The sequence below is a fragment of the Neotabrizicola paludis genome (genome assembly GCF_044142105.1).
Taxonomy (GTDB): domain Bacteria; phylum Pseudomonadota; class Alphaproteobacteria; order Rhodobacterales; family Rhodobacteraceae; genus Pseudogemmobacter.
In genome coordinates, this window is the sequence record NZ_JBGTYM010000010.1 from 20,777 (window position 1) to 34,208 (window position 13,432).

The 13,432-nt window shown below is 64.5% G+C and carries 18 protein-coding genes; 7 read left to right on the top strand and 11 right to left on the bottom strand.

Annotation, left to right across the window (positions count from 1 at the left end; translation table 11 throughout):
* The first annotated feature begins 4 nt into the window (after nucleotides 1-4).
* Nucleotides 5-211 (top strand): cold-shock protein, encoded by a 207-nt coding sequence (locus ACED67_RS18335; RefSeq protein WP_395543171.1) that lies wholly within the window; start codon nucleotides 5-7, stop codon nucleotides 209-211.
* Between the two features lie 6 nt (nucleotides 212-217).
* On the opposite strand, the gene ACED67_RS18340 is transcribed toward ACED67_RS18335, so the two are convergent.
* Entirely contained in the window at nucleotides 218-541 is a 324-nt protein-coding gene (locus ACED67_RS18340; protein ID WP_395543172.1) for an arsenate reductase family protein, read from the bottom strand.
* Nucleotides 542-760: 219 nt separating this feature from the next.
* On the opposite strand from ACED67_RS18340, the gene ACED67_RS18345 reads away from it, so the two are divergent.
* A complete protein-coding gene (locus ACED67_RS18345; protein WP_395543173.1) occupies nucleotides 761-1,783 on the top strand; it encodes a peptidoglycan-binding domain-containing protein in 1,023 nt (340 codons plus the stop codon).
* Here the strand turns inward: ACED67_RS18345 and ACED67_RS18350 are convergent.
* The 3 genes from ACED67_RS18350 to thyX form a co-directional block, all read right to left on the bottom strand.
* Nucleotides 1,747-2,205 (bottom strand): type II toxin-antitoxin system death-on-curing family toxin, encoded by a 459-nt coding sequence (locus tag ACED67_RS18350; protein ID WP_395543174.1) that lies wholly within the window; start codon nucleotides 2,203-2,205, stop codon nucleotides 1,747-1,749. The two genes, ACED67_RS18345 and ACED67_RS18350, sit on opposite strands and share 37 nt — an antisense overlap.
* Complete coding sequence (locus ACED67_RS18355; protein ID WP_395543175.1) at nucleotides 2,202-2,450, bottom strand: hypothetical protein; 249 nt, start codon at nucleotides 2,448-2,450, stop codon at nucleotides 2,202-2,204. The genes ACED67_RS18350 and ACED67_RS18355 overlap by 4 nt, the downstream gene beginning before the upstream one ends.
* A gap of 321 nt (nucleotides 2,451-2,771) precedes the next feature.
* Complete coding sequence (gene thyX, locus ACED67_RS18360; protein ID WP_395543176.1) at nucleotides 2,772-3,677, bottom strand: FAD-dependent thymidylate synthase; 906 nt, start codon at nucleotides 3,675-3,677, stop codon at nucleotides 2,772-2,774.
* A gap of 201 nt (nucleotides 3,678-3,878) precedes the next feature.
* Here thyX and ACED67_RS18365 point away from each other — a divergent pair, with 201 nt between their 5' ends.
* The 3 genes from ACED67_RS18365 (at nucleotide 3,879) to ACED67_RS18375 (ending at nucleotide 6,607) form a co-directional block, all read left to right on the top strand.
* Complete coding sequence (locus ACED67_RS18365) at nucleotides 3,879-4,757, top strand: hypothetical protein (RefSeq protein ID WP_395543177.1); 879 nt, start codon at nucleotides 3,879-3,881, stop codon at nucleotides 4,755-4,757.
* Nucleotides 4,754-6,106, top strand: a complete 1,353-nt coding sequence (locus tag ACED67_RS18370; protein WP_395543178.1) for a surface lipoprotein assembly modifier — start codon at nucleotides 4,754-4,756, stop codon at nucleotides 6,104-6,106. The genes ACED67_RS18365 and ACED67_RS18370 overlap by 4 nt, the downstream gene beginning before the upstream one ends.
* Nucleotides 6,107-6,178: 72 nt before the next feature.
* Nucleotides 6,179-6,607: a VOC family protein gene (locus ACED67_RS18375; RefSeq protein WP_395543179.1), complete on the top strand. Its 429-nt coding sequence runs from the start codon at nucleotides 6,179-6,181 to the stop codon at nucleotides 6,605-6,607.
* 44 nt (nucleotides 6,608-6,651) lie between these two features.
* On the opposite strand, the gene ribD is transcribed toward ACED67_RS18375, so the two are convergent.
* The gene (gene ribD / locus ACED67_RS18380; RefSeq protein ID WP_395543180.1) at nucleotides 6,652-7,722 is read right to left on the bottom strand and encodes a bifunctional diaminohydroxyphosphoribosylaminopyrimidine deaminase/5-amino-6-(5-phosphoribosylamino)uracil reductase RibD; all 1,071 of its coding nucleotides are present in this window, start codon (nucleotides 7,720-7,722) and stop codon (nucleotides 6,652-6,654) included.
* 26 nt (nucleotides 7,723-7,748) lie between these two features.
* Nucleotides 7,749-8,216, bottom strand: a complete 468-nt coding sequence (gene nrdR / locus ACED67_RS18385) for a transcriptional regulator NrdR (protein ID WP_225027060.1) — start codon at nucleotides 8,214-8,216, stop codon at nucleotides 7,749-7,751.
* Nucleotides 8,217-8,440: 224 nt separating this feature from the next.
* On the opposite strand from nrdR, the gene yghX reads away from it, so the two are divergent.
* On the top strand, nucleotides 8,441-9,328 hold the full coding sequence (yghX, locus tag ACED67_RS18390; protein ID WP_395543181.1) for a YghX family hydrolase: 888 nt from the start codon (nucleotides 8,441-8,443) through the stop codon (nucleotides 9,326-9,328).
* Between the two features lie 191 nt (nucleotides 9,329-9,519).
* On the top strand, nucleotides 9,520-9,810 hold the full coding sequence (locus tag ACED67_RS18395) for a hypothetical protein (protein WP_395543182.1): 291 nt from the start codon (nucleotides 9,520-9,522) through the stop codon (nucleotides 9,808-9,810).
* 3 nt (nucleotides 9,811-9,813) lie between these two features.
* On the opposite strand, the gene ACED67_RS18400 is transcribed toward ACED67_RS18395, so the two are convergent.
* The 5 genes from ACED67_RS18400 to rpoD form a co-directional block, all read right to left on the bottom strand.
* Entirely contained in the window at nucleotides 9,814-10,317 is a 504-nt protein-coding gene (locus tag ACED67_RS18400) for a hypothetical protein (RefSeq protein ID WP_395543183.1), read from the bottom strand.
* A gap of 105 nt (nucleotides 10,318-10,422) precedes the next feature.
* Complete coding sequence (locus ACED67_RS18405) at nucleotides 10,423-10,551, bottom strand: hypothetical protein (protein WP_395543184.1); 129 nt, start codon at nucleotides 10,549-10,551, stop codon at nucleotides 10,423-10,425.
* Nucleotides 10,552-10,703: 152 nt separating this feature from the next.
* Nucleotides 10,704-10,976 (bottom strand): HlyU family transcriptional regulator, encoded by a 273-nt coding sequence (locus ACED67_RS18410; protein WP_395543185.1) that lies wholly within the window; start codon nucleotides 10,974-10,976, stop codon nucleotides 10,704-10,706.
* 8 nt (nucleotides 10,977-10,984) lie between these two features.
* Nucleotides 10,985-11,344, bottom strand: a complete 360-nt coding sequence (locus ACED67_RS18415; protein WP_395543186.1) for a hypothetical protein — start codon at nucleotides 11,342-11,344, stop codon at nucleotides 10,985-10,987.
* Nucleotides 11,345-11,354: 10 nt separating this feature from the next.
* Nucleotides 11,355-13,364, bottom strand: a complete 2,010-nt coding sequence (gene rpoD / locus ACED67_RS18420; RefSeq protein WP_395543187.1) for an RNA polymerase sigma factor RpoD — start codon at nucleotides 13,362-13,364, stop codon at nucleotides 11,355-11,357.
* Between the last annotated feature and the right edge of the window lie 68 nt (nucleotides 13,365-13,432).

The following is a 13,432-nucleotide window of genomic DNA, read 5'->3' on the forward strand; positions in this document are numbered from 1 at the left end:
CGGAATGCCGACGGGCACCGTGAAGTGGTTCAACGCGACGAAAGGCTACGGGTTCATTGCGCCGGATGACGGTGGCAAGGACGTGTTCGTGCATATCTCGGCGGTCGAGCGTGCCGGGCTCAAGGGCCTCAACGACAATCAGAAAATCGGCTACGAATTGCTGTCGGGCCGTGACGGGAAGCAGTCGGCAGGCGAGCTGAAGCTGCTTTAGGCGGACCTAGGCCGTCAGCGCGGCTTCGGTCTTCGCATCCCAGCCAAGATACCAGCGGTCCGCCTTGATGACGGGCCGCTTCATCACCGTCGGCTGGGCCGCGATCTGTGCCTCGGGATCCGAGGCCTTGAGAAAGTCATTGAAGCCGCGATAGGTGGTGGACTGCCGGTTCACCGCAGCATCGCCGAATTCGCCCACGATCTCGGCAATTTCCGCCGGAGTCAGAGGCTCTGCGCGGATGTCGCGGAAGGCCACGTCCCGGCCCGCGCGCTCGAGCGCCTTGAGCGCCTTCTTGCAGGTATCGCAGGTCGGGATGCCGTAGAGGATCATGGAGGGGCCTTTCCAGGGCGAGGGCGTGTCTCACGCTGAGACATGGGCTGGGCGCAAGCAAAATCAACCACTTGGCCCAGGTAAATTCATCGTCTGTTAACATATTTGGTCCGGGTCGCAAAGGGGGCTGCGGCTGGATATGAAACCGTTTTCTTGCTGAGGCGTTGTGATCGCAAATCCCTGTGGCCGTTTCGGCCCTCTATCAGGAAGCGACAGATCATGCGCAGCCTTTCCAAGCCCCTTCTTCTGGCGACCGGCCTTGCGACCGGGCTTGCCTTCACCGCACCCGTCCGGGCGCAGACCGATATCGGCGATGTCGTCTCGGGCGTCGCGCAATCGCTGATCCGGCAAGAACTGGACAAGAACGCCTATATCGCGGCGCGCGAGGCCAATACGATCGCGGCCTATCGCGATTATCTGGCCAAGTTCCCGGACGGCATCTACCGGGTGAATGCGCAGAATGCCATTGCGCGGCTGGGCGGCACGGCCGAGCCGGGCGCCGCCACCGCCGCCCAGATCGAGGCGCGCCTGGGCATCACCTTCAGCCAGCGCGTCGCGGTGCAGCGCCAACTGACCCGGCTGGGCTACAGCACCTATGGCGCCGATGGTGTCTGGGGCCGCAACACCCGGTCGGCGATTCTCGCCTGGCAGCGCGACAGCGGCCAGACCGGCACCGGCTATCTGACACAGGCGCAACTTGAAACGCTGCTCGATGGCGGTGCGGTGGTGACCCCGCCCGGAAATCCGCCCCCGGGCGGCGTGCTGACCGCGGCCGAGACCGAGGCGCAACTGGGCCTGACGCGCAGCCAGCGCATCACGATCCAGAGCCAGCTGACCAAGATCGGCTACAATACAGGCGTGGCCGACGGTCTTTGGGGCAGCCGCACCCGTGCGGCGATCTCGGCCTGGCAGAAAGCGAACAAGCAGACCCAGACCGGCTATGTGACCGGGGCGCAAGTGACGCTGATCGCCAAGCAGGCCGGCACGGTCACTCCGCCGCCCAGCGAGGGCGCCAGCAATGCCGCGCTGGAGGAAAGCCTGCTGGGGCTGACCGTATCGGAAAAGGTCGGCATCCAGCGCGGCCTGACCCGGCTGGGCTACAGCACCTATGGCACCGACGGTGTCTTCGGCCGCAACACCCGCAACGCGATTGCCGCCTGGCAGCGCGACGAGGGTGCGACGGTCACCGGCTATCTGACTGCCGATCAGGTGCGGCAGATTCGGGTGGATGCCGGGGTGTAAGGAAGCGCCCGCCCTCTGGAAACCGGGGGCGGGGCCGCTGCGTCCTTTTCCGCTTTCCTGCGCAGCCAGTCGGCCAGATCGCCGCCTTCCATCAGGCCTTGCGCGCAGCGGATGATGATCTGGCCAATTTCTTCGGTGTTCCAGAGGGTCGTGATGCCATTCAGCACAAGGCAGGCATCCATCACCCGAAAAGCGGTGCGCGTGTTGCCATCATTGAAGCAAAGGCCCCGCGCGAGGGCGACCGCATAAGCGCCGGCAAGGTCGAAGATGTCGTTTACCATGCCGTAGGCCAAGCGGTTGTCGACCCGGGCAAGCGCTGCATCGAGTGATTTGTCCTGCGCCCGGCCCGGAAGTTCGCCCGGATTCAGGATGGCGTTATGCAGGTCGTCGACCAGTTCGACCGACAGAAGGACGTAGGTCATTTGTCCTTCAAGTAGTCCAGGACAGGCTGCACCCGTCCGCGGCTGGCATCGATATAGGCCATCACTTCTTCACGTGTGGCCACACGATGCGCGCCCGTGTCCACCGCCGCCTCGGGGACAAGATAGGCGACCACGGCGGAATTCTTGAGGATCGCCACCGGCTTGCCGCCCGCGCGTTCCAGAACCTTATGCGGCTCGCGCAGCTCGGTGATCGTGGCGATATGGGGGGTGAGGAGGCGGGTCATGGGGGCGGTGTCCGGGGATCTGTGTTGAAATGTATATTGAATATGGAGTTCGGCAAATCCTGCGGGTGCTGCCGCGTGTAAATCCTGTCCGAGGCAGGGTGACAGCATGTCGCGACATATCCGTCCAACGATTCCCGGCGCTTACGTCTTCTTCACGGTCAATCTGGTGGACCGGGGAGCGGATACGCTAGTGCGGCATGTGGAGGTGTTGCGGCAGGCGTTCGGATGTTCGGCGCGGTAACGAGGCGCCGAACTGGCAGAAGCGGCTCTGGGGGCCCCTTGCCCCGGGGGGGAGAGCGGAGAGGCGGGGCGAGGCCCGACCTACCCCCAAACCTCCACAAACTCCCGCCACTCGCCCTTCGACATGCCAGAGCTTTCCTGCCCCACCGTCTCCCCCGCCAGACGCCGTTTCAACACCGCAATCGCCTTGGCGCTCAGCGTCACGCCGCCCATGCGGTAATCCTCGAAGGCCGCGAAGGCCAAAGGCACCCAATCCTTGACCGCTTGGGCAATCGCCTCGGCATAGACGCGGATTTCGTATTGAGCATGGGCATCGGCGCGCAGGCGGAGGAAGTGGAAGAGGTTGTGCAGATCCACCTTCCAATACCATTGCGTATAGACATTGGCGGGCAGGTTCATGCGGGCCAGTTCGCGCGCCAGGCCCTGCTGGCCATCCTGCGACAGCATCGCCTCGTAATGGTCATAGCTGCGGTTGGCGTCGGATTTCAGCAATTCCAGCACCCGCGCGGCCTCGGCCCCGGTCAGAACCTCGCCCCGACCCTGGTTGTTCACTGTGGATTGCGCGGCCAGTTGCTCGGGCGCGGGGATGTAGAATTCGCGGTCAAGGATCGAATAGCGCGCCGAATATTCGTTGACGTTGGCGGTGCGGTGGCGAATCCACTGGCGGGCGACGAAGACCGGCAGTTTCACATGCAGCTTGACCTCGCACATCTCGAACGGGGTCGAGTGCCAGTGCCGCATGAGATAGCGGATCAGCCCTTCGTCATTCGAGACATGCTTGGTCCCGGCGCCATAGGAGACGCGGGCGGCCTGGACGATGGCAGCATCGTCACCCATATAGTCGATCACCCGGATGAAGCCGTGATCCAGCACCGGCGTGGCGCGGTAGAGATGCGCCTCCATCCCCTCGGACACGGCCCGCAACGTCGGACGCGGCGTGGAACGGGCGGCTTCGATCTCGGCCATCTGGTCGGGCGTCAGGGACATGGGGCGTGGCCTTTCTTGCGTCACAATGAGTCGGGTATAACCATATCTTGTATGGAGGTGAGGGCAAAGCGCAGGATCAAGCGTGATGCGGGGCGGCAACGGGTCGGGCGAAACCTGTGGACAATCCGTTTCCGCTTTGACTTACAAGGGCTTTGACGGCAATCCTGCTGTGGATTGTTGTAACTTCGCAGGTGTGAGGCCATGGCACGACGCATTCTTTCCGCTCTACTATGCGCCGGTTTGCTGGCGGGGTGCGGCGGCAATCCCTTCACCGAGGGCACGGATGGCGGCGGTGGCGAGACCCCGGGCACGGGCACAATTCCGGCGGCGTTGAAGGGCAATCTGCAGAGCGTTTCCTACAATCCGAACGGCGGGGCCGGCGGCAATGGCGCGCTGACCGCGGTGATCGATCCGCTGGACGCAAGCCCGGTGACCGCGACCTTTGATCGTGCCCCGACGCTGGATACGCCCGGATACAAGGCCTTCACCTATCGGGAAACCAGCTCGAACCGGCTGTTCGTCGCGCTTCTGGCGACTTCGGCCAGCGGCGATGCGACAGCGGGGGTTCTGGGCAGCGGTCAGTTCACCGAGATGGTCTGGGGGTCGACCTACCAGGCTGACGGCTTCGTCAAGCCGCAGGCGGGCGGGCTTGCCAGCTACAAGGGCAATTACGTCGGCATCCAGAACCGGGGCGCGGCCGTCCCTGGCCCCGGGGCGCCGTTCAACCCGATCCAGGCCTATCGCGTGGAAGGCGACGTCCTGCTGAATGCCGACTTCACCAACAATTCGGTCGAAGGCGGCATCCGCAACCGGCAGGTGGTGGATACCAGCGAAACCATGGCCGATCTTTTCCTGCAGATCACCGAGATCAAGGCTGATGGCACCTTTGGCGGCACAGTTGTCTTCGCCGACAAGTCGCCCTCGGGCACCTATGGTGGCGCCTTCGGGGGGACCGGCGCCACGGCGGTCGCGGGCGCCATCGAGGTTGGACCCGAAAAGGGCAACAACGACCTGCTTGAACGCGGCATCTTCGTCGCCGACCGCTGCGCCCCGGGCGATCCCTTGCCCTGTCCTCAGTGATCCGCCGGTTCATTTTCGCACTGGCCACGGCCTGCTGTCTGGTTCAGCAGGCCCGCGCCGAAGAGATCGGCGATCTTGCCCAGACGGCGCAGACCGCCTTCAGCTTGGGGCAGGTCGAACTGGCGCGGATGCTCGCGTTGGCGGTGCTGAACGAAGAACCCAAGAACGCCACCGCGCTGGCGGTGCTGGCGGCGGTGGGGCTGGCCACCCATGAGCCGCAGGCCGCGCGCCAGGTGGCGCGGCGGTCGTTCCACCTTGCGCCCGACAAGAAGGGCAAATTCACCGCCGCACGGCTGGCAGCGCGGGCCTCGGTCGATCTGAGTCAGACCTGGGCCGCGAAATACTGGTTGCGGCGCGCGATCCAGGTGGCGCCAGGACCCGAGGCCGAAGCCGCGACCGTCGCCGATTTCCTGGCCCTGCGCAGCATCAGCCGCCTGCGCTTTGATCTTGTGCTGTCGGTCAAACCTTCCGACAACGTCAATCAAGGCGCGGAAGACGATCTGCTGACCATCGACGGCCATCCGACCTGGTTCTATTTCGATCCCTCGGCCATGGCGCTTTCCGGCATCGAGATCACTGCCAATATGGCGCTGCGCTATCGTATTGCCGGGACCGCGGCGGCGCCGACCGAGATCGGGTTCAAGGCCTATGACCGCGCGGTCAGCCTGTCTGACGCGGCCAAGGACAAGGCGCCCGATGCAAAAGCCTCGGATTTCTCGAATGCGGGCTTCGATCTGTTCCTTTTGCACAAACGCGCCCTGGGGCAGGACCGTCTTCTGTCGGCGGGTATCACCTTCGGCACGAGCTTTCTGGCGGGGGATCGCTATGCCGACCGGGCGCGCGCCGATTTTTCGCTGATCACGGCGCTGGACAGCCGGAGCCAGACCCGGTTCGGATTCTCGCTCGAGCGGCAGTGGCTCGCAGGCCCCAGCCCGGCGGCGACCGCCTTCACACTGGATGCGGGATATCAACACCGGCTGAAGGGCGGCGATCTGCTGGCGGTGAAGCTGGAACTGGGCCAGACAATCTCGGAAGACGAGAACCAGGAGAACCGCAAGATCGGCGCGAGCCTGCGCTATGCTCTGGGCAAGCCCGTGGCCGGGATGGAGATTTCGGGCGAGCTGGACGCCACGGCACGCGACTACCCGGTCTTTTTCAGCGGCATCTTCAACGATAGCGGTCGGCAGGATCTGTCGCTCTCGGCCAGTCTTGAACTCGCGATGCCAAAGCTGGGCCTTTACGGATTCGAGCCGGTGCTGTCGTTGGAAGCAAGCAAGACCCGCTCGAATGTCAGTCGCTACAGTGGCGAGGCTGCCGGGATCGGATTGCGCATCGAATCCTCCTTCTAGCGGCTTCCGCCGCTGCGACGCTTTGCTTCCCCGCCCGATCGGTTAGGGTAGGTCGAAAAGGAGGGCTTGCCCATGCAGATCAGATATCTTCACACCATGGTCCGGGTTCTGGACCTGGAGAAATCCATCGCCTTCTATGAGCTTCTGGGTCTGCAAGAGACGCGGCGGCATGAAAGCGAGGCGGGGCGGTTTACGCTGGTGTTCATGGCGCCGCCCGGCCAGCCGGATTGCCCGGTCGAACTGACCTATAACTGGGATGGCGATGAGGGCTTGCCCAGCGACAGCCGTCATTTCGGCCATCTGGCCTATGAGGTCGAGGATATCTACGCCTTCTGCGCGCATCTTCAGGAGAATGGTGTGCTGATCAACCGTCCGCCGCGGGATGGCCGCATGGCTTTCGTGCGCTCGCCCGACAATATCTCGGTCGAGATCCTGCAAATGGGCACCGCGCTGCCGCCGCAGGAACCCTGGGCCAGCATGGGCAATACCGGGCATTGGTAGCGGCGGGGGCTTGCGGCCTGCCGCCAAAGCCTTGAGCGCGCCGGTCAGAAAGACCAGAGGCTGAACTGGTCGGGCCCGATCTGGCGGGTCTCGCGCAGGGTCAGGCGCGGCGTGTCGGCCAGGGCCGCGATGCCCAGGCCACCCAGAAGCGGGCGGGCTTCGGCCCCCAGCAGGCGGCCGGCGCTGTAAAGCGCAAGGTCGTCGGCGAGGCCGTCCTTGACCAAGGCCGCCGCCAGCGTGGCCCCGGCTTCGACCAGGATGCGGGTCAGCCCTTCCTGCGCCAAGAGCCGGAAGGCGGCGGGCAGATCGAGGCGACCCTCGGAGGTGGCGGGGCAGGGCAGCAGCCTTGCCCCCGCAGCCTTCCAGGCGCGGCGGTTCGCCTCGGGGGCGGCGTCGCTGTGCAAAAGCCAGACCGGATGCGTCCCGGCGCTGCGGCCAAGGCGGCTGTCGGGCGAATGGGTCAGGCGGCTGTCAAGGACAACGCGCAGCGGCTGGGCTGTGCCGCCCAGATGGCGCACGGTCAGATCGGGATCATCGGCGCGGGCCGTGGCACCGCCGACCAGCACCGCGTCATGGGTCAGGCGCAGAAGATGGACATGGGCGCGGGCCTCGGACCCGGTGATCCAGCGGCTTTCGCCGCTGGCCATCGCGGTGCGGGCATCCAGCGAGGCGGCGAGTTTCAGCGTCACGAAGGGCAGGCCCCGCGTCACCCGCTTGAGGAAGCCCTGGGTCACGCGGGCGGCCTGATCCGCCATGACGCCTTCGGTTACGGCGATGCCCGCCGCGCGCAGGATGGCATGGCCGCCGCCCGCAACGCGCGGGTCGGGATCGGTCAGGGCGGTGACGACACGGGTGACGCCCGCCGTCACCAGAGCCTCGGCGCAGGGGCTGGTCTTGCCGTGATGGGCGCAGGGTTCCAGCGTGACATAGGCCGTGGCGCCGCGGGCTGCCGCACCGGCCTGGGCCAGCGCGATGCGTTCGGCATGGGGGCGGCCGCCCGGCGCAGTGGTGCCGCGGCCGATGACCCGGCCCTCTTTCACAAGGACACAACCGACAGACGGGTTGGGCCAGCTGCGCCCAAGGCCCCGCGCGGCAAGGCGCAGGGCATGGGCCATATGGTCCCTATCTGTCAGACTGCCGCTCACTCTTCGGGCTTTTCGCCCGGGCGCAGTTCGCTCACGAAGCGGTCGAAATCGCCCGCAGCCTGGAAGTTCTTGTAAACGCTGGCAAATCGCACATAGGCCACGGTATCGATGCGGGCCAAGCTTTCCATGACGATATCGCCGATCTGCTTGGACGGGATGTCGGTTTCGCCCAGGCTTTCCAGCCGCCGCACAATGCCCGAGATCATCTGGTCGATGCGTTCTGGGTCGATCGGGCGTTTCTGCATGGCGATGCGGATCGCGCGCTCCAGCTTGTCGCGGTCGAAATCCTCGCGCTTGCCCGAAGACTTGATCACCACGAGGTCGCGCAACTGCACGCGCTCATAGGTGGTGAAGCGCCCGCCACAGGCCGGGCAAAAGCGCCGCCTCCGGATCGAGACGTGATCTTCGGCGGGGCGCGAGTCCTTCACCTGGGTGTCGATATTGCCGCAGAATGGGCAGCGCATCGCCCCCTCCTTGCTTTTTGTTATTGGCCTGCCTCAGAGTCCGGGGGTGTGCCCCCGTGATTGCCACCGACTATAGGAGAGGCGCCTGCATCTGGGCAAAGGGGAATTTGCGCCTACCGCATCTGGAGGGAGGGGTGTGGCGGGCAAGACTCACGCCGCTGTGACGCCGGGTTCTAGGGTTTTCTGCCTAGACTTGCGCAGAACATGCAACGGGGAGAGATGCGATGACACGGATGACCGCCAAGGATTTCGACCAGGAATTGCTGGAACTGTATGATTTCTACGCCCATGGCCGGATCAGCAAGCGCGAGTTTCTGGACCGGGCGGGAAAGTTTGCTGTCGGTGGGCTGACGGCGACGGCGATCTTGTCGATGCTGTCGCCCGATTACGCGCTGGCCGAGCAGGTAAGCTTCAACGACCCGGAGATCGTGGCGGACTACGTCACCTACCCCTCGCCGCAAGGCAATGGCGAGGTGCGCGCCTACCTGGTGAAGCCGGCCGCGGCGGCGGGCAAACTGCCTGCCGTGCTGGTGGCGCATGAGAATCGCGGCCTGAACCCCTATATCGAGGACGTCGCCCGGCGTCTGGCCAAGGCGGGCTTCCTGGCGCTTGCGCCGGACGGGCTGACCTCGGTTGGCGGCTATCCGGGCAATGACGAGAAGGGCCGCGAGTTGCAGGCGACGGTCGATCCGGCCAAGCTGATGAACGATTTCTTTGCAGGGGTCGAATGGCTTCTGGCGCATGAGGGCGCGACCGGCAAGGTCGGTGTGACGGGCTTCTGCTATGGCGGCGGTGTTGCCAACGCCTGCGCGGTTGCCTTTCCCGAACTGGGCGGGGCGGTGCCTTTCTATGGCCGCCAGCCCAAGGCCGAGGATGTGCCGAAGATCAAATGCCCGCTCTTGATCCATTATGCGGGTCTGGATGAGCGGATCAATGAGGGCTGGCCCGCCTATGAGGCCGCGCTCAAGGCGGCGGGCACGCGCTATGAGGCCTATATCTATGAGGGCGTGAACCACGGTTTCCACAATGACTCGACCCCCCGCTATGACGCGGCGGCGGCAGAGCTTGCCTGGGGGCGGACGGTCGATTTCTTCAAGGCCAATCTGGCTTAGCAGCAGAAGGACCGGTTTTGCACGGCTGTACGGGACGGGGCTATGCCTCGCTCTCGCCGATGGCTCGTGAGCCGATGCCACGACCATAGGCGCACTCGCCGCAGCATTGCGGACCAAGATGAAAGGCGGGTAGGGCGAGGGACCGCAAGTTTTAACCTGTGCTTTGTCATGGCCATGTTACCGTCCCATGCATGGATGCGCGACTCGGGTCTTTGCTGCTGCTGTTTCTCGCCGGTACCGCCGGGGCGGGTGGACCGATTGCCGAGGTGATCTGCGCGCCGCGGGCCGAGATGGTGCAGCGGCTTGAAAAGGGGCAGGGCGCGCGGCTGCGCGGCATGGGGATGCGCAGCGAAGAGGCCGTGATCGAGGTCTGGGCAGATGAGAAGGGCGACTGGACCCTGGTGCAGAACTGGGTTTCGGGCCAATCCTGCATTCTGGCCATGGGTGTCGCCTGGGAAGGGCTCGACCCGCCGCCCGCCTGACGTCTAGTTGCAGCTGCCTTGCCAGCTGCGACTGTCGAAATCCCAGCACTGGCCGATGCTTTCCTTCAAGGCGTAGATTCCGTCGAGCGGGTTCGACGCCGTACCGGTGTCGCAGGTCAGTTGCGCCTGAAGCGCTTCGCCCTTGAGGACATTGACGCCGCCTTGCAGGGGCTGCGTGCTGTCGGGGTCGCGTTCGATCGAGGTCCAGACTTCGTATATGTAGCCCTGGTTCTGGAAGGCGACGGTTTCCCAGATGCTGCTGCCGATGCCGGGCCACGGCGTGTAGGCGACGCTTTCAAGCGGCTCGGCGATGGTCAGATCGGGCTTGCCCGCGACCCCGTAGGAATAGGTCAGTGCGCCCTTCCAATGGCAGAGGGTGAGGGTCTTCTTGCCGATCTGGCACGAGAAGACCGTGGCTTCGGCCGTGGGGCAATCAGCCTGGGCGGACAGGGGCGCAAGGACAAGGCAGAGCGTGGCGAGGCCAAGCGAGAGAGGGCGAAGGGACATAGCGCGTCTCGGGTTCGGGGTCCGGGTTGCCTGCAGACTGCGTTGCAAAGGGGAAGGGGCGCAAGATCGGGAAAGCCCTTGCGCCGCCTGCGGTATGTCGGTCCGTTACTTTCCGCCCTTGCGGGTTTCCTTGTTCTCTTCCGACAAGGGCTTGGCGCTGGGCTTTGGCATCCCCTTCTCGCCGCGCGGCTGCGCGGTCTGGGTGCCGGGTTTGACGCTGGGTTTGGTAGCCATGACCGTCTCCTGCGGTTGGGGTCGTCAGGTCAACGGCAGGGGCGGCGGGTGGTTCCCGGACGGATCAGCAATGCCAGCAGCGATGAGGATCCGCGCCTTGCCCCGCCTGCCGCCCGTAACGGTTCGCATCAGCCCTGTGCATTTGGCCAACGTCAGCCAAACATCCTGTCGCCATTCTGGTCGATCATCTGCTTGGCCTTGGCCAGCGAGAAGGCGGTCGCCTCTTCCAGCGAGGCCATCGTGTCGGCGCGGACAAGCTGGTGGGTCTTGCCATCCTTTTCGATCCGCGCGGCGACGCGATAGACGGCGCCTTCGCGCAGCGGGGCCGGCGTGATGGCGAACTCCTTGTAGATCTCGGTCCCCGCGGCCTTGGGCGCGGGATTTGCGTCGGATCTGCCGCCAAACAGGCGCGAAAGCCAGGACATGAGACCTCCTATCCCGCCGCGCGGATCATTTCGAGCCAGCGCCCGGCGGTTGCCGCATCCTCGATCCGAAGCGTGATTTCGCCCTTGCCCGTCAGGCGGGCGGTGGGAAAAAGCGCCGTGACGGCGTCAGCGTCCAGATGGCCACGGCGCAGTTCCGGCTTGCGGATATAGGCCAGAACCCAGTCAGCATGGGGGGCCAGGGCCAGGCAGAACTCTTCACCGCGATGGATGCGCAGGGTGTTCTTGAAACCCTGCTCATGGGGGTGGAGGAAGAAGGCGCCCGGCGCGGAAAAGCCTTCGACAAGGGTGTCGAAGGCTTCTTTTGCCCCGGCTGCGACGATTTCGTCGCGCAGGTCCGTGATATTCAAGCCCGGCTCCTCATTGATCCAGGAAGCTGCGCAGCTTGCGCGACCGGCTTGGATGCTTCAGCTTGCGCAGCGCCTTGGCCTCGATCTGGCGGATCCGTTCGCGGGTCACGCTGAACTGCTGGCCGACTTCCTCAAGCGTGTGGTCGGTGTTCATCCCGATGCCGAAGCGCATGCGCAGCACGCGTTCCTCGCGCGGGGTCAGCGAGGCGAGCACCCGCGTCGTGGTTTCCTTCAGGTTTTCCTGAATGGCGGATTCCAGCGGCAGGATCGCGTTCTTGTCCTCGATGAAATCGCCAAGCTGGCTGTCTTCCTCATCGCCGATCGGCGTCTCCAGCGAGATCGGTTCCTTGGCGATCTTCATCACCTTGCGGACCTTTTCCAGCGGCATCTGGAGTTTCTCGGCCAGTTCCTCGGGCGTGGGTTCGCGGCCGATTTCATGCAGCATCTGGCGGCCGGTGCGCACCAACTTGTTGATCGTCTCGATCATATGGACCGGGATACGGATCGTGCGGGCCTGGTCGGCAATGGACCGCGTGATCGCCTGGCGGATCCACCAGGTCGCGTAGGTCGAGAATTTGTAGCCGCGGCGGTATTCGAATTTGTCGACCGCCTTCATCAGGCCGATATTGCCTTCCTGAATAAGATCAAGGAATTGCAAGCCGCGGTTGGTGTATTTCTTGGCGATGGAGATCACGAGGCGTAGGTTGGCCTCGACCATTTCCTTCTTGGCCTGGCGGGCTTCTTTCTCGCCCTTCTGGACCTGGTTCACGATCCGGCGGAATTCGGCGATGTCGACGCCGACATATTGCGAGACCTGGGCCATTTCGGCGCGCAGATCGAGCACCTGGCTGCGCGACTTCTCGAACAGGACCTGCCAGCCGCGCCCGGCCTTGGAGGCCATGCGGTCGATCCAGGTCGGGTCCAGTTCGTAACCTTGATATTCGTCGATGAATTCGCGGCGGTTGATCCGCGCGGCATCGGCCAGCTTCACCATGTTCGAATTGATCGACATGATCCGCTTGTTTATGCCGTAAAGCTGGTCGATCAGCGCTTCGATGCGCGAATTGTTCAGGTGCAGCTCGTTGACCAGCAGCACGATCTCTGACCGCAGCTTCTGGTAGGCGGCTTCCTCGGCGGCGGAGTAGCGGCTGGTCGAGGAGAGCGTCGCATTCATGCGGCTTTCCTGCATCTCGGCCAGCTTGCCGTAATCGCGCGCGACGATGGCCAGGGTTTCCAGAACCTTGGGCTTCAGCGCGGCTTCCATCGCGGCGAGGGAAAGGTTCGACCCTTCCTCGTCATCGTCCTCGGCATCTTCGCGCAGGATCGGGTTGCCGTCGGCATCCAGCTCCGGCTCGGCGCTCGAGGCGCGGCGCGGCGCGGCGGCGGGGGAGGCGCCTTCAAGATCCATGCCCTCGATCGGCGGGCCTTCCAGATCCTCATCGCCATCCAGGCTGCGTCCGAAGGTGGTTTCAAGGTCGATCACGTCGCGCAGGAGGATTTCCTCGGACAGAAGTTCGTCGCGCCAGATCGTGATGGCCTGGAAGGTCAGCGGGCTTTCGCACAGGCCCGCGATCATGGTGTTGCGCCCGGCCTCGATCCGCTTGGCGATGGCGATCTCGCCCTCGCGCGACAGAAGTTCGACCGAACCCATCTCACGCAGATACATGCGCACCGGATCATCGGTGCGGTCGAGCGTTTCCGAGGCAGCCCCGGCCAGCGCGATTTCGCGCGAGGAGGAGGTTTCGACCAGATCGCCGGAAACCGGCGTCTCGCCTTCCTCGGCCTCTTCATCCTCTTCGGCGACGCGGATGCCCATTTCGTCTAGCATCGCGAGGATGTCTTCGATCTGGTCAGAGGAAGAGCTGTCCGAGGGCAGAACGGCGTTGAGCTGGGCCATGGTGATGAAGCCGCGCTCGCGTGCATCGGCGATCATCTTCCGGACCGCGGCCTGGCTCATGTCGAGCGAGAGTTCCGCGTCTTCGGTCTCTGGCTTGACGTCGTCGGTGTCCTTCAGGGCCATGGGCATTCCTTCGGTCTGTCAGCGAATCACGAGAGAGCTGACGAATCAATATCTCGAATCACGGGGAG